The sequence below is a fragment of the Aquibacillus rhizosphaerae genome (assembly GCF_030282825.1).
Taxonomy (GTDB): Bacteria; Bacillota; Bacilli; order Bacillales; family Amphibacillaceae; genus Aquibacillus_C; species Aquibacillus_C rhizosphaerae.
The window spans coordinates 1-15,850 of sequence record NZ_JASTZU010000060.1; the positions used below are offsets into that span (position 1 = coordinate 1).

General features: G+C 36.9%; 18 protein-coding genes. 3 read left to right on the top strand and 15 right to left on the bottom strand.

The window, feature by feature from the left end; all coding sequences use genetic code 11:
• The coding region (locus tag QQS35_RS19295; RefSeq protein WP_285929948.1) for an IS3 family transposase at positions 1 to 842 on the top strand (842 nt) is incomplete at its 5' end.
• A gap of 52 nt (positions 843 to 894) precedes the next feature.
• On the opposite strand, the gene QQS35_RS19300 is transcribed toward QQS35_RS19295, so the two are convergent.
• From QQS35_RS19300 to QQS35_RS19335, 8 genes are all read right to left on the bottom strand, one after another.
• Complete coding sequence (locus QQS35_RS19300; protein WP_285933877.1) at positions 895 to 1,494, bottom strand: class I SAM-dependent methyltransferase; 600 nt, start codon at positions 1,492 to 1,494, stop codon at positions 895 to 897.
• A 198-nt stretch (positions 1,495 to 1,692) separates the two neighbouring features.
• Positions 1,693 to 1,920, bottom strand: coding sequence for a class I SAM-dependent methyltransferase (locus QQS35_RS19305; RefSeq protein ID WP_285933878.1), 228 nt, complete (start codon positions 1,918 to 1,920; stop codon positions 1,693 to 1,695).
• A gap of 35 nt (positions 1,921 to 1,955) precedes the next feature.
• On the bottom strand, positions 1,956 to 2,861 hold the full coding sequence (locus QQS35_RS19310; RefSeq protein ID WP_285933879.1) for an NAD(P)/FAD-dependent oxidoreductase: 906 nt from the start codon (positions 2,859 to 2,861) through the stop codon (positions 1,956 to 1,958).
• Between the two features lie 30 nt (positions 2,862 to 2,891).
• Positions 2,892 to 3,248 (bottom strand): RrF2 family transcriptional regulator, encoded by a 357-nt coding sequence (locus QQS35_RS19315; protein WP_285933921.1) that lies wholly within the window; start codon positions 3,246 to 3,248, stop codon positions 2,892 to 2,894.
• Between the two features lie 267 nt (positions 3,249 to 3,515).
• Entirely contained in the window at positions 3,516 to 4,532 is a 1,017-nt protein-coding gene (locus QQS35_RS19320; protein ID WP_285933880.1) for a glycosyltransferase family 4 protein, read from the bottom strand.
• Positions 4,533 to 4,724: 192 nt separating this feature from the next.
• Entirely contained in the window at positions 4,725 to 5,342 is a 618-nt protein-coding gene (locus tag QQS35_RS19325) for a TVP38/TMEM64 family protein (RefSeq protein ID WP_285933881.1), read from the bottom strand.
• Positions 5,327 to 6,511, bottom strand: a complete 1,185-nt coding sequence (locus tag QQS35_RS19330; RefSeq protein ID WP_285933882.1) for a glycosyltransferase family 4 protein — start codon at positions 6,509 to 6,511, stop codon at positions 5,327 to 5,329. The genes QQS35_RS19325 and QQS35_RS19330 overlap by 16 nt, the downstream gene beginning before the upstream one ends.
• Before the next feature lie 400 nt (positions 6,512 to 6,911).
• A complete protein-coding gene (locus QQS35_RS19335) occupies positions 6,912 to 7,907 on the bottom strand; it encodes a tetratricopeptide repeat protein (RefSeq protein WP_285933883.1) in 996 nt (331 codons plus the stop codon).
• Positions 7,908 to 8,328: 421 nt separating this feature from the next.
• Between QQS35_RS19335 and QQS35_RS19340 the strand changes: the two genes are divergently transcribed.
• Positions 8,329 to 8,916, top strand: coding sequence for a CBO0543 family protein (locus QQS35_RS19340; protein WP_285933884.1), 588 nt, complete (start codon positions 8,329 to 8,331; stop codon positions 8,914 to 8,916).
• A 63-nt stretch (positions 8,917 to 8,979) separates the two neighbouring features.
• On the opposite strand, the gene QQS35_RS19345 is transcribed toward QQS35_RS19340, so the two are convergent.
• Positions 8,980 to 9,165, bottom strand: coding sequence for a hypothetical protein (locus QQS35_RS19345; RefSeq protein ID WP_285933885.1), 186 nt, complete (start codon positions 9,163 to 9,165; stop codon positions 8,980 to 8,982).
• Between the two features lie 244 nt (positions 9,166 to 9,409).
• Positions 9,410 to 9,799, bottom strand: a complete 390-nt coding sequence (locus QQS35_RS19350) for a hypothetical protein (protein ID WP_285933886.1) — start codon at positions 9,797 to 9,799, stop codon at positions 9,410 to 9,412.
• A gap of 532 nt (positions 9,800 to 10,331) precedes the next feature.
• Here QQS35_RS19350 and QQS35_RS19355 point away from each other — a divergent pair.
• A complete protein-coding gene (locus QQS35_RS19355) occupies positions 10,332 to 10,721 on the top strand; it encodes a hypothetical protein (RefSeq protein ID WP_285933887.1) in 390 nt (129 codons plus the stop codon).
• A 281-nt stretch (positions 10,722 to 11,002) separates the two neighbouring features.
• Here QQS35_RS19355 and QQS35_RS19360 read toward each other — a convergent pair whose 3' ends face one another.
• The 5 genes from QQS35_RS19360 to nfsA form a co-directional block, all read right to left on the bottom strand.
• On the bottom strand, positions 11,003 to 11,224 hold the full coding sequence (locus QQS35_RS19360; RefSeq protein WP_285933888.1) for a hypothetical protein: 222 nt from the start codon (positions 11,222 to 11,224) through the stop codon (positions 11,003 to 11,005).
• A gap of 35 nt (positions 11,225 to 11,259) precedes the next feature.
• Positions 11,260 to 12,387, bottom strand: a complete 1,128-nt coding sequence (locus QQS35_RS19365; protein ID WP_285933889.1) for an NtaA/DmoA family FMN-dependent monooxygenase — start codon at positions 12,385 to 12,387, stop codon at positions 11,260 to 11,262.
• A gap of 34 nt (positions 12,388 to 12,421) precedes the next feature.
• Positions 12,422 to 13,459: an LLM class flavin-dependent oxidoreductase gene (locus QQS35_RS19370; protein ID WP_285933890.1), complete on the bottom strand. Its 1,038-nt coding sequence runs from the start codon at positions 13,457 to 13,459 to the stop codon at positions 12,422 to 12,424.
• Between the two features lie 166 nt (positions 13,460 to 13,625).
• Positions 13,626 to 15,059 (bottom strand): MDR family MFS transporter, encoded by a 1,434-nt coding sequence (locus QQS35_RS19375; protein ID WP_285933891.1) that lies wholly within the window; start codon positions 15,057 to 15,059, stop codon positions 13,626 to 13,628.
• Positions 15,060 to 15,097: 38 nt separating this feature from the next.
• Positions 15,098 to 15,838, bottom strand: coding sequence for an oxygen-insensitive NADPH nitroreductase (gene nfsA, locus QQS35_RS19380; protein WP_285933892.1), 741 nt, complete (start codon positions 15,836 to 15,838; stop codon positions 15,098 to 15,100).
• Positions 15,839 to 15,850: the final 12 nt, after the last annotated feature.

Genomic DNA, 15,850 nt, shown 5'->3' on the forward strand with positions numbered 1-15,850 from the left:
TTCAATTGGTTGAACAATTCAAGGGGAAGTACACAATCACTTCTATTTTGTCTGCCCTAGAAGTGCCACGTTCTACATTCTATCGTTGGATGAATAGTGGAATCACCTATCGGAATCCACATGAAGATATCATTATAGAACTATGCAAAAAATACAAATATCGTTGTGGTCACCGTAAGATTAAAAAGTTGTTGAAGCGTGATCATAATATTGAATTACACCGAAATACAGTACAGAAAATCATGCAAAAACACAATGTACAGTGTAGAGTGAAACCAAAGCGAAGATGGAAATCACAAGGGGAATCAGAAGTAATTGCACCGAATATTCTACAACGTGACTTTACTGCTTCTAAACCAAATGAGAAATGGGTAACGGATATTACGTATATTCAATATGGGAGCGAAACCTTATATCTTTCATCCATTATGGACTTGTATAGTAATGAAATCATTGCATATAAGCTGTATAACCATCAACAGACGCCGCTGGTGATTGATACACTCGAAGAGGCATTAATCAATCGTCATAATCCAGAAGGTGTCATTCTTCATTCAGACCAGGGGAGTGTTTATACATCGTATGCCTATCAGAATAACGCGAAGAAAAACCATTTTGTCAGCAGTATGTCAAGACGAGGAAATTGTTGGGATAATGCCGTAATTGAATCCTTTCATTCTAGTTTAAAGTCAGAGGAATTTCAGTATATTAAATTCAATTCTTTATCCAACTTTACTGTTGTTGAGAAAGTGGATGAATACATTAAACATTATAATGAGGAAAGAATTCAAGAAAAATTAGGCTACCTTACGCCAAAAGAATTTGGCGTCGTGGCAGCCTAAAATAGGTGTTTTATATGTGTCTCATATCGCTATGTCAGTTCATTTAACAACTTTATTTCTTTATACTACCAGCTATAAATAAAGACGCATCTTGTTTCATAAAAATTCGTTTACCATGATAGAATGTCTTGATTTTAGTTGACTTAAACCCGACTTGTGTTAATCTCTCTGTTAGTTCATTCTGCGAAAAACCATTATGAACTTTTGGATGATTTATTTGCTCATTTTTGTCAAAATCCACAATGATTAACTTCCCACCATCATTCAATACCTTGTACAACGCTTTCAGGATTTTATTCGTATCCGGGATATGAAGAAGAACGAGTGAAATGACGATGATATCCACCTTAAAACCTGGTGTTTCTTGTGTAAAATCTGATTGAAGTACTGTTGAGTGGGTTATTCCATTTCGAGTAATTTTCGTTTTCGCAACCTCTACCATTTGTTCGGAGGAATCCACCAATATAAGGGATTCGACTAGGTCTGTTAATTCTAAACTAATTAGGCCGGTACCACTCCCATAGTCAAGTAAAGCCTTTGATTTACTATGTTGTAGCTCATGTCGCACTTCGTTGACTATTACATGAGCTAACTCCTTTCTTTCCTCTGTATCATATTTTTGGGCAATCTGTTCAAAGACGTTCTCTTCCATATGGCACACTCCTATTTCTTCATAAAGATACTTTTTGAGCGGAATAAAAAACACTTTCAATTACAAATATGTTTAAAAATTGGGCAGCAAACTAGCTTGTCAATTTGATGTATGGTGAAACTCAATTACACACTTTAGAGATATCTAATGTCTTTAATTAACTATTTGTGAGCTGTTTTTCTAAGACTTTTTCATTTATTATTCCAGCATGGATGTGTCGATATCCAGCGCGTATACATTGCCCTTATTCCTTTTCGCAGCAGGGATGGTAAAATAACTGGTTGCTGTTCCAAAGTCCAATATATTGTCTGCTTCTTTTACAGGAATCATGTTCAGTAGCTGTTCCGGGGAGAATTCTCTTCTACGTTCGGGAATTTCCAAGTATGATACCTTTCCTTTGTTGTGCTTGCCATGTGGGTGATGCATATAGATCCTACTTTTATAAGTAGCTGTTTATGTTTCTACTGTTTAAATTTTTCTTCTATCAGTGCTGCGTTCACAGCGATAGCAGCCATAGAACCTTCCCCCGCTGCAATAATTAATTGGGAGGGGCCGGCAATTCGCGTATCTCCGCAAGCAAACACTCCTTCCATATTCGTGCGTTGCCAACTGTCCGTTTCAATCCCACCCTGCTCGTTTAATGTATATTCGAGTGAAGAATGAAAGGTAGCTGCCTGTTTCCATTCCGCAGCTATAAACCCTCCTTCACGGAGAACTGTTGTTTCATCTTCAAACTGAATTTTTTCTAGCATCCCCTCTTCACCAATGAGAGCGGCAATCTTCTTTTCATTAATACTTATGCCTTTGCTTTTGAGTAATTCATGTTCTTCCAGTGAAAGTACTTTATTTCCATTGGTAAAAATAATTAAATCGTTCGTCCAGTTGGACACGACTTTTGCCATATGAAATGCTTTCTGATCATCTGCGATCACTGCCAGCGGTCGATCTCTTATTTCCCAGCCATCACAGAAAGGACAGCTGAACAGGCTCTTGCCATAGAACTCTTTTACCCGCGGGATATCCGGAAGGACCTCCGTAAAGCCGGTTGCGAGGATAATCTTTTTCGCGCTGAATACTTCCCCACTTTCTGTCTCTACTTGGAACAATCGGTTTTCTTTATTTATACGATGCACCCGTTGCTTTTCAATGCTCACATCCGGGTACCTGCTTAATTCTTCCTGGGCAACCCTTTTTAATTCCTGTGGATTTACACCGTCCCTTGTGATAAATCCGTGGGACTCGGAAGTTACCGAATTTCTCGGTTTGTTGTCATCGAACAGGATTGTTTTACGTCTTGACCTTCCAAGTACTAAAGCAGCATTCAGTCCAGCCGGTCCTCCGCCAATCACAGCGCAATCTAATATCATCTGGTCCACTCCTTTAAAATGAATTTAACTTTATCCTTCTTTCTGCTTGGATTCTACCTCTTTAGCAATATCGATCAAAAGCCTTGATTCCAGTTCTTTTTTCATATTTTCCTCCGCCTGCTTCATGACGTTCTCAATTAAGCAGCCTTCATGGTGAATGGAGCAGTCGAATAAGCTAGTATCTCCTTCAGTCGCATGAATAACATCCAAAAAGGATATTTCATGTTTTGTTCTCGATATTTTATAACCACCCTTTGCGCCAGGCGTCGAAACAATCAAACCGGCTTTTGTAAGCTTGGTTAATATCTTAGAAAGGTACGTCGGGGAAAGATGCTGCATTTCAGCCAGTTCCTGCACTCCCACCGAACTCCCCCCAGGCTGCAACATTAAATGGACCATCGTATGCAGGGCGTAGTTTGTCGCGTTTGAATACCTCATACATTACCTCCTTATTTATTAAGGGATATTAAAGACTCTTAATATCTGCGATACAAATAACCTTATCACTTGACGTGAAGGAAGTCAACTTGGGAATTTTTATACTTCGGATATACTGATTATCACTTTAAGTAATGCCCTAAGTTTTTTTATTGTTTTCAAATTACAAACTGATTATATTATAAATCTAACAAGATCCTCTTTCTGGAATGATCGTTATTTTGAATTCACCGACTTGTTGCTTATTTTATATAGGTCCAATAATCTTTTACTTATATTTACGATGTCCTTTTCTAATGCTAACTCGTACCCATTGTCCGTTAAATCAGGCACTTCATTCTCTAAGATCTCTATCATTTGTTTTTTAAACGATGGCAATTGTTTTGCTTTATAGACATGGACATTTTCCTCCAACCATTGCCCATAAATCGGTATATCACGAACTAAAACAGGTAATTTTGCTGCTAAGGCTTCAAGCAGAACAATCCCTTCTGTTTCTTCATGTGTCAAAAAAAGAAATAAGTCACTTCCACAATAAGCATCACGGAGTTCCTCACGGTTTATAAAGCCTGGGAAGTGAAGGTTAGGAATATCCTCCTGCTGCATTGCTCGTTTAATTTTTACCGGGACAAGGTTCATACTTGTATGTCCAAACCAATAAAATTGATAGTCTGGCAACTGTTTCGCTAAAAGAATAAAATCATCAATCCCTTTTCGTTCCATAAAATGACCAACAGATATGACTACTTTTTTGTGATTATTTATGCGGTATTTTTTTCGGAATCTGTCTCTCGCTTCCACACTTCTATGAAAGAACTGTGTATCTATACCATTGGACAAGCTGTACACAGGGCGTCGCAAGCCATATGTATCTAAAATAGACTTCGAGTATTCTGTTGGCGTTATAATAATATCTCCCTTGTTGTAGCAATAAGAGATCCACTTTTTGAAAAATGGTGCGATGATATTGGATCCAATAAAGGAATTGCGGAAATCTTCCATTGTCGAATGTGCATAATAGACAATTTTCTTTCCTTTTCTTTTAGCCAGCCAGCTCATGAAAAGGGAATTCAGAAAAATAGTATTTAAGTGAACGATATCAAACTCCTCTTTATGATTCGTTGTGTGAGCAATATTTAAATGTTCCAATGACTTCCTTTGATGACGGATTGCTTGCCCAATACCACTTTTATTTATTAGATTTAATGATCCCTCGTATAGCAATACTTTCACATTCTTTCCTCCTATCATGTAAATAGACTCACGGCATCCGCCGTTAGAAAGTTTTATTAGACGTGGCCTTTTTTAAAAACTCTATAAAAACGGCAAAGGTCTGACTTTTTTAATGGTAATTCAAAGTAATACGTTGACAATTAGGAAGATTTCACTTTAGATATGCGAAGAGTCTATGTAAAACAATCTAATTTAAGAAAAAATAGACACCACATGACGGAAGATCCACTCTAGCCCAAAACTGTAAAGGACAATTGGCAATGGCTTACCAATTAAAATGATAGTGGTATATTTCCTTAACGACATCTTCGTTGTTCCAGCTAAATAACATAGAAAATCATCTGGCGCGACCGGAGAAAATATCATGAAAGTAAAAAAAAGCCCAAATCTCCGATGATTGACCCAGCCGTGATATTTCTTACGTAATTTTGGATTGAACAAGAAATGTATAACCGTGTCGCCATACTTATTTGCAATTAAAAAGACAGCGACTGAACCTAAGCAAATTCCGATATAATTATAAATAATACCCATCACAGGTCCGAAAATTAATACACCACCAAGCAAGCTGATACCTCCAGGTAAGATGGGGATAATCACTTGCACAGCTTGCAGGGCAACAAACAATACAGGTGCCCATATTCCAAATTGGCCAAGAAAGTCTTCTAAAGCTTCTTTTGAATAAAAAAGTTCACTTTTAATTCCATAAATGAAAAAGAGAATACAACCAATTAAACCAATGGTTGTAAGGATGTTCCATATTATTGTTAATTGCTTTTGTTTATTTAAGGTGGTCATTGGTTTAAACAATCACGATTCTCGTTTTGCTGATATAAAACTATCGCATCATCATAGACATGTTCTAAGTTTTTGGCAAAAACAGTGGAAGAATAGTAATCATAGGCCTTCTTTATCGCATGGAAAGATAAGTGTTTATATTCATTTTGATCCAAAAGCATTTTCTCCAGGTAACGTTCAAATTCATCAAAGGTTTCGAAGAGCCAACCATTTGACCCGTTTTCTACAACATTTGTTAAGCATGGATCCTTCCGGCATAATGCAGGCAATCCACTTGCTAATGCTTCAATGTATGTTAATCCTTGTGTTTCACTATTGGAGGCACTAACAAATATATCTGCTGATTGATAATAAGGTGGGAGCTCCTGTGGTGGTACCATCCCCGTAAAGATAACTTTATCTTCTATGTTCAGTTTTCTTGCATATTCCTCAAGATACTGTCGATGTGGCCCATCACCAACAATAAGTAAGGAAATATTTTCAAGTGTGACGCGAGAGAAGTTGGATAACACTTCTTCCAGTTTCTTTTCTTTTGCTAAGCGGCCAACAAATATTAATAAATGGTCCTCTACCGGTATATTTAATTGGTTGCGCAGGTTATTTCTTACTTGTATCGAATTGCTTGGTTTGTAGCTTGATAAGTCAATTCCCGTTGGTATTACTTTAATTGGTTGCTTCACACCATAGCCCTGTAACAACGTACTGACCTTTTCAGTTGGTGCAATCACATTGGTAGCGTGTTTAAGAACTTTCTTTGAAAAAAAGGCTACAGCCGCTTTTCCCCACTTCTGATTGGGGGAAAAATAATGTGTATAATCTTCGTAAACAGTATGATACGTATGAATAATAGGAATCCGAAGAGTCTTTGCTAAATGTTTTGCTAAACGGAAGGTACTAAACTCACATTGCGAATGGATGATATCTGGACACCATTCCATTAGTTCTTTTAGGTATTTACAATTTTTCAAAATCGTTACACGTGCGCCCGGATATATTTTTCCGACACCTAAGGAACCAATATAGGTGACTTCATTAGTAACGTATGATTTTATTTCATTTGATAAGGTGAGAACACGGACTTCATGACCTGATTTTTGTAACTCTTTCTTCAAATTTACAATAGAAGTGACTACTCCATTAATGACAGGAGAATACAATTCTGTTGTAATTAAGATTTTCATATGTAATCCTCCAGTTTTAACTATATAACTGCCCTTTTATAGTATAATTTACAATTTTTAACTTTGTGCTAAGAAAGTATAAAAAATTGTAAAGATTCAGTAAAATATAAACAAAGGTCAGACCCTCCTCATGAACACTTGTCCATTTGAAGGATCTGACCCCAGTTACAATTCAGCTACAAATCGAATAAAGAACGGTTGACCAAATGAAGTTTCGTTTAACAAAAGAAGTAACCGTTACCTAGGAGGACGGTTACTTCTTATTGTTTAGATATACGACAATGATTACAACAAATCTCTTTAAAAGTAGACAACAAAATAGTTCCTGTCACCCTTTATTTTTGGCTTGGCATGCCTAAGACCATTCGTTGTATCAAGCACGAAAATAAATGCGATACATTTAAAACTCTTTCAACCTCTGCTTTGCCTGAACATCACCTTTTAAAGCAGCTTTTTGATACCAATATTTAGCTTTTTTCATATTAACTTGGGTTCCAATTCCATTCTCATGACAAACACCAAGATTAAAGTCCCCATAAGGGTCATCCCTATCAGCAGCCATTTGATACCACGATATCGCTTCATCCCCACGACCATTTTCCACTGCTTCATGTCCGAGGCGATTTGCTGCAAACACATCACCAAAAAGTGCTGATTCCGTAAACCGTCGTTTGGATTCTTCCATGTTTACTTCTGTTCCAACACCCTTTTCATACATATAGCCAAGTGTGTACATTGCTTCTGGTACACCTTTATCGGCTGCTTCCTTGAAAAGTTCTAGCGCTCTTTTTTCATTCTTCTCCACATACTCCCCGCGTAAATACATATCCGCATAATTGTTTAAAGCATCCCCATGACCTTTTTCCGCAGCTTCTTTAAAATAAAAATAAGCTTTTTCCCAATCATGGTCCACAACTTTTCCAACAAAATACGCATTCCCTAGAAAGTAGAGGGCATCCACACTACCGGTATCGCCTGCTACTTTGAACCAGTCAAAGGCCCATTCATCACGTTGAATAGATGTATAAAAATGACCAAGTTGGAGTTGGGCTTCTACGTTACCTTCAAAGGCTTTTACGTACAGAGATATAACGTTCTCTTCTTCCTTTTCATCGATATAGATGGACACTGGATCACTTGTGGGGTTCATCATTTCAGATAATATGATGTCCAAATCACGTATTAAAATAAATTTGCATTCCTCCTGAAAGGTAGTTACACGCTCTAACTGCGTATACAAGATACGAATATCATCAGAAAGATTACTTTTTAAAGAAACACATTCTTTTAAAATCAAAGATAGTTCTTTAAGGAAATGATCACTTGCGGTTAGGTTTGCTAGTAGTTTATCAACTACCGCATAATCTTTTTCACTTAATGTTTGTTGCAAATTCACTTGAAAGACACCTTTCTATTTTCCAATATACTTAAAGTATCTCATAATGCATTATAACTTGGAAGCATGTGACTGATCCTGCTTCCTTTCCACCATAAAAACAGCCCCTCCTTGTGAACACTTGTCCATGTGAAGGGGCTGATTCCTAAACTCTTTAATAAGAATGACGGCCGTTTGCTCAAATTCTTACATTTATTCTTCTTTAATTGGAGCTATCATATCGCACTGAAGAATTAGGCTTATGATCATTAGCAATGTGACCGAATGTAGAATTTCTTTATCTGTTGAACAGTATCCTTGTGCTGTGCAACAAGAACTTTTGTTAGTTGCTTTTTTTCAATATAACACCTGCTAAAGAATATATTAACAGTAAATAGGCCATTATACTGGTAAAAGGTATTTTTCGAGGAGATATTTCAGAATGTATTTAGTTAAAATATTAACGATGGTTAATTTATTTTCGATAACTCCTAATTGGGATGAAATAATCCGACAACGCAGGCAAATTAGAGATCAGCTTATGGACTACTGGCTCACTAATAGTTTATTTTCTTTTAATTGGTGGCTGCTTTTTACCACTACAGTTATCTTTTTTATAATATGGCTTATCGTTCTCGATAAAACACGAATTATTGAAATTGCTTCGTTTGGTCTTTTGATAGGAACTACAGGTTTTATATTAGATTTAATCGGTATTTCATTAGTATTGTGGTCATACCCAGACAGCGTAGTACCCGTGATACCTCCAATAATTGTAATTCATCATGTTCATTTACCAATTATTTATATGATAATTTATCAATTCTTTAATAATTGGAAATCATATTTAACAGCCATTTCAATCACTTCATTTATTTTTTCTTTTGTTTTTGAACCATTAACACAGTGGTTAGGGATTTACGAAATATATAACTGGAAATACATATATTCCTTCCCTATTTACATTTTTATTGGCTGGATATTTAGATGGACAATACTTAAAGTCAAACAAATCGAAAACAGAAGATAAAGCACTTCCTTTTTTGGCAAGTGCTTTATTCCTTCATTAACATAGTTACATTGTTTATCATCTTTACCAAATGAACAATTGTATTTTACACTTAAGAGCAGGATGAACCTCACCTAACTCAACTCTATGAATGTAATACTTTGATTGAACAGTAGACAATTTATACTTTGTATTTTCCATTCCGATGTCAGGATACAACTCTTTTAAAGCTGCCACAACATCTAATATTATTTCCTGACCTAGGTTCATAACAATTATCTCTACCTTAGTTTTGATTTGCTAACTAAGTAATAACCATTAACACCAACTAATTATAGGGCTATCATTATTTCTATACTTTTAGCCCTTGAATATTTTGGATAATCGTCTCTGAGTTAGCAAGTATAGTTTTACCTGGCAGAATTTTATCTACAAATATATAATTAAGCCAACAGATTACTGTTGACTTCATCCCATCTTATTACCTTATTTTAAAACGCTATTACTTAAAATACTACTTTGCATGATTTACTTTTCCTAAAATAGATTTTGTAAACCAAAAAGAAATAAATACTATTACTACATCGATAAAAAATACGTGAATTTGGTTCATTCCTTTATTAAATTCTAGCAATCCAAAATGGGCTTCTAAGCTTGAAAAGCCAAATGCAAACACTGCACTTAATAGTAGAGTACACAAATAGAAATTTTTCTTATTGTTAGTACAATATTGATAAATAAATAGGAATCCTACTGGAAGAGCAGAAGCGGTCATATTTAATGCCATCGGTAATACTGGTGTGAGAAAATATGTATGAACAAAATATCCATACCTTTCGAGTACAATATCAATATATGTCCAAAGCATATGTACTGTGTACCCAAAGAAAAACAACTCAAACATCCTTTTTCTATCTACTTTAAAGTAGAGCAAGATTAGAGGAAATATCAATAAAGAAACTACAGTCCAAAATTAGGACATTAGATACAGTGAATATTTTTTAAAACTCCTGTTCTTACTTTAAATAAATAATTCTTTCTTAAGTCACTGATAGGTAATATCATTTTAATACGCAGTATTTAGTCTACTACGTAATACTAGGGTAAATCTATTGTAGGCACACCATTACGTGCACAAAATTAATCCGTGGTAAAACGTCTGTCATTTACTGGTACAATCTTTGGGACTCAGTGGTAAAGAGTATGTCAGAGGTGGTATATTTCATTGGCCGTAATCAAGATTCTCCGTTTAACGAACTAACCATATATTAAACGTGTCCTACATCAAAGAAATACTCTCCATAATTTCCTTGATACTTAACTTTCATTTAAATCGCAACAATAATTGCGTCGATTCATCCTTTGTTAAAATTTTCTTCGCATTTACAAGAACGTTTGTTCGTATTATAATAAAAAATAAAAAGCGAGTGTTTTCCATGCTTAATCAACAGATGAATACGACGCTACATGCATATATTGTTTTACCAATGGTACTCAAAGTATTTAAACAAGATTATACTTTCTTTGAAAACGGAAAATCTGTCGCCAGGATTGTATATCTAGATAAATTAGATACAGTTATAGCATCTGTCCAAGATGACCTTGCTGCCGTTAAGAAAACAACCTATAACACGTATCACATGAAAGTACGGAACCTTGGGAAGCAAAACGGTTTTATCCGTTATGACTGGCAAACACCTAACGACTCTGGGGATTTATTATTCACCCCTGAGCAGCTACGTGACCTCACTGAAGATATGATGCGTTTATATTTGTATGGCTTCTTATCTCGTGAAGTAACTCCTTCAAATAGAGGGTGGTTTTAAAAATGTGGCAGGCCATTGGATATCTTTTTGTAGTGCCTGACATCCTTGAGTTATGTTAATTAGACTGTATATCACGCGTCTAATGTCTTGTCTAACTAGACATTAGACGCGTGGTGACAGACATTACAAAAAGTGCCTGTCACCACCGTATTTTGTCGATGATGTCGACATACTTCGGGTAGTGGCAGTGGCACAAATGCTGAAGTTGCTCAGTTAATAAACACATTTAGTATAATAAATAGTTAATCAATTACAACCAAAAAAGAACTATTAAATGCCAATTATCCAATATTTCGATTCATAAAGTACCAGCGATCACCTCTGTTATGAAGATTCCCTTTTTTCTTCAGGGTCCTTAATTGTTTAAAAATAGAAGCTTGAGGATTCGTTTCTTCCGTTACTAATAAATTATTTGTTTTTGAATCCAAACATGAAACAATCTTCTTTGCACTTATTCCTGGGTGTTCTTTTATACAAGTGAGGATAATGTCCTCCATTTTCATTGGTCACACCTCTCCTCTGTTTAATCAAAGTATAATTAGATAGAAAATCTATTTTCTGGATAAGGTAAACCTAAATTCCCACGTAAGGTGTTTGATTCATATTCTTTACGGAAAATTCCTCTTTCTTGTAAGATAGGGACGACTAAATCAATAAAGTCATCAAACCCTGAAGGATGCTCCTGTCTTAGCAGCAATAGATCCATCGCCCCTGCCTCGTACCAGTGTTGAATTTGATCTGCTACCTTTTCTGCCGAACCAAAAATTTTCGGTTTTGGGATACGGTAAATCGGCATCAGTGCTTGCAGTTCCTGAAATTTTTCTTCAGCTTCTCTTTCTGTTCTTCCTACAATCGGGTTATGTGAAATCGTAAGTAGGAAATCATCAAACGAACGCCCTTCCAATTCTACTCTTCTCTTTAACTCTTGACTAAAAGCTTTTGCATCTTCTAAATTATCAGCCGGGAGAAATACACCGTCGGCATGCTTTGAGGCAATATTCATGAAATCTGAAGAAGTTCCAGCTTGGAAAATAACTGGTCTTCCTTGTCTGGACTGGCTTATATTTAACGGGCCATCCACGGAAAAATAGTTTCCTCTGTAGTTTAAAGCGTGCATTTTTTTTGGATCAAAAAATACTCCGCTTTTTTTATCCCGTATAAATGCGTCATCCTCATAGGAGTCCCAAAGACCTTCGACAATCTCTAAAAACTCTTTTTTCATTGGATACAAGTCTGCTTTTGAAAGATGAGTGCGACTATAATTCGCTAGTCCTCCTGGATTAGAAGTGACAGCATTCCATCCTGCTCGACCATTACTGATTTTATCAAGAGAAGCCATTTGACGTGCAACAGTGAATGGATCAGCATAGGAAGTTGCAATTGTGGCAGTAAGCCCGATGGAATGAGTCACCATACTTAAGGCGGATAGAATACTTACACCTTCAAACATACTAAGGTAATGAGGAATCATACCTGGACCAATATGGCTAACGTCAGTTAAAAAGATAGTATCAAACTTTCCTTCTTCTAATCTTTTTGCTTTTTCTACATAGTAATCAATGCTTTCACTAGCATTTGCTGGCATATCTGGGTGAAACCAGCCCATGTAATTCCAGCCTACCCCATCTATAGTCCCGGCTATTTTAAGTTGTTTTTTCTCTTTCATTCATTTCACCTTCTATTCGTTTTAGTCTTATTGGCTATTTAGATGGAAGATCAAATGCTTCTGATAGTAATTGGTGTCCTTTTAGTCTGCTTTCTTGACTAGGATAATAATCAGCGATCATAATTTCATCTACTAAAGCTTCTTTTGCCAATCGTTTTAACTTTTCAGCAACATTGGCTACACTCCCAATAACAAAACGGTCTTTATTATATTGACGGGCTTCCTCTTCCTGTAATGTATAAACATACTTACTGGCTTCCTCTATTGATGGAAATGAAAGATCGCGCGAACCCGTTGCCATTCTTGCCCACATTAATTCCAATGGCCCAGCCAAATATTTTGCCTCTTCCTCTGTTTCTGCTGTAATAACTCCAATAGCTAACATGCTTTTAGGCTCGTTCATAAAAATGGATGGCTTAAAATTTTCACGATATAAACGTAGCACTGAAATCGCTAATCTAGGAGCTAAGTGGGCTGCAAACACAAAACCAAGTCCTTTATCTATAGCGAACTGCACACCACTCTGACTAGAACCTAACATATACATATCAGGTACTATTGATTCATTCCCTGGAACTATTATCTTCTTGAAAGGGTGTTGAGCTGGGAAATTTCGCGAAAAAAACGAGAGTAATTGATTTAATTGTTCTGGAAAGTCATTTGCAGTAACTGACTCTTGTGAACGTTGTAAGGCTAATGCAGTTAATCCATCTGTTCCCGATGCTCTTCCTATTCCAAGGTCTACCCTGCCAGGATAGAGTGCTTCAAGTAATGTAAAGTTTTCTACCACTTTCAATGGACTATGGTTAGGTAACATAATCCCTCCTGAACCTACACGTATATTTTTGGTATGTGAAGCTGCGTGTAGACTTAACAAATCCGGAGATGTACTAATTTGACTAGGAGTATTATGATGTTCCGTGAACCAGTATCTCTTATAACCTAATCTGTCAGCTAGTTGGACCATCTCCGTTGAATTTTTTAAACTTTGAACAGGATTACTACCAGGATATACATGTACAAAATCTAAGATGGATAACTGCAGATCATTATTAAGTTCATTTTTGACCATTCAATAAAACTCCTTTTTATCAATAGAATAATAACTATTTATAAAAGAACTTTTTTCTTTTACAGTTATCGGGTATATAACAAGTAAAACACCTGGAAAAGATAAATACACAGGATCAACTTATATATTAATTTTCTAAGTGACCCTGTTGTTATTTATAATAGCATCAATGCGCTGAATACCTCTCCTCGTGGTTGACTACCCGGCGAATGAAGAATGCTAAGATCAAGCCAATCAATGCAATGAGCATCGTGAACCAGAACACACTTTGTGATCCTACCGTCATCGCGTTTGCTATTTCGGTCAGCTGAGTAGGATCGGAGGAGCTATGCAAGTATTTCTCCATCCCACCAGTAAGGATACTGATTGCGACCGCTATACCAATCGCGCCTGCAACCTGCTGCAGTGTGTTTAAGACTGCCGTACCATGCGGGTATAATTCCGGCGGTAATTGATTTAGTCCGTTCGTTTGAGCAGGCATCCAAATCAAAGATACCCCTACCATGAGACCGATATGCAAAGCCACGATAAAAGCCACTGAAGAAGCAGGGGATATGGTAGTTAAAAACCATAACATGACTGCAACGAGAACAAGGCCGGGTGTAACTAGCCATTTCGGTCCATATCTATCGAATAAACGGCCCACTAGTGGTGATAGGATGCCGTTCAACGCACTGCCCGGCAAAAGCATGAGTCCGGCGATGAAAACAGACAGTCCTGCCCCAGTTTGCAGAAACATCGGCAGAATAATCATGCTCGTCATAACAATCATCATACAGGATAGTATTAGAAGTAGCCCAATGGTGTACATCGGAAACTTGAAAACGCTCAGATTCAACATCGGAACATTCATTAAGTTTTGACGTAGTATGAACAATACCAGCGCAACAAGCCCAACGACAATTGATGTGACTACGACCATGCTGCTCCAACCCTCAGCTCCTTCGCCCGCCTTACTGAAGCCAAAGACAATTCCTCCGAAACCGACCGTTGACAATAAGACAGATAGAAGATCGATCCTAGGCTTTGTGACATCAGTAACGTTTTTCAAATACTTTAACCCTATCAACAACCCTATAATCAAAAGTGGAAGTGATAACCAAAAGATGTAATGCCATGTTAAATATTCGATTAATAAACCGCCTATGGTCGGTCCGGTGGCTGGAGCAAACATGATAACAAGTCCGACGAACCCCATTGCCGCACCCCGCTTTTCAGGCGGATAGATGACAAGAACGGTATTAAACAAGAGTGGAAGCAACAAGCTCATACCTACAGCCTGCAAAACTCGGGCTAACATTAACATTTCAAAATTGAATGCGAGCGCCGCAATTAATGTACCAACAATTAAGCTGATGAGCGAACCTGTGAACATCTGTCTTGTCGTAAAAATCTGGAGTAACACCCCGCTTATTGGCATTAAAATACCTAGAGTCAACAAGAATCCAGTTGTTAACCACTGTGCAGTTGCGGCCGAAATTTGGAATACTTCCATTAAATTAGTCATTGCAATATTGAGAGCAGTTTCGCTGAACATGCCGACGAAACCACAGATAAGCAGCGATGCCATAATGGCACGCGTATTGTATTGATTCTTCATTTTATATCTCCTCGTAAATCAATTTTAATAATATCAGATTATTTTTTAGCAAATCCTTGTTTGTTTAAATACTCAAGCATAAAGGGCAGTCTGCTTCTCTCAAGATGATCCTCAATATGATCTTTCCATCCCTTTACTTTCTTCACTGAGAAAGGAGCTTTAACAGGTCGATCTTGGTAATATTCACGCATCTGTTGATCGTAATTTGCCAATTTTTTTTCATCTAATGGCTGATACTGATTTTCAAACATTACCATCGATTTAGGTAAACGTGGCTTTATTCCAGGTTTCTCTCCAGCAGGATGGCCAATGCACAGTCCCACTAAAGGGATCACATACTCTGGTAAATTTAATACCTCGGTTAATTCTTCAATATTAGCTCTTACCCCACCGATATAGACACCACCGAGTCCCATTGATTCTGCTGCAGTTAAAGCATTTTGAGCCATGAGCCCAGCATCGAATGTACCTATTAAAAGGTACTCAATATAGTCAAGGTCTACCTTTGGTGCAATTTCATGATTTCTGTTAAAATCCGCACAGAAAATCCAAAACTCTGCTGCTTCTTCAATATAAGGTTGATTTACAGAGAGTTGCATCACTTTTTTTCGCAGTTCCGGATCTGTAATTCTAATGATAGAAACCACTTGTAGTAGACTGAATGATGACGTTTGATTAGCTGCCTTAAAGATTGCATCTCGTTGTGCCTCTGTCAGTGGTTGATCTGTAAAAGATCGAATTGATGTATGATTTTTAAGTAATTCAAGGGTATTATTCATTTGGATCCTCTC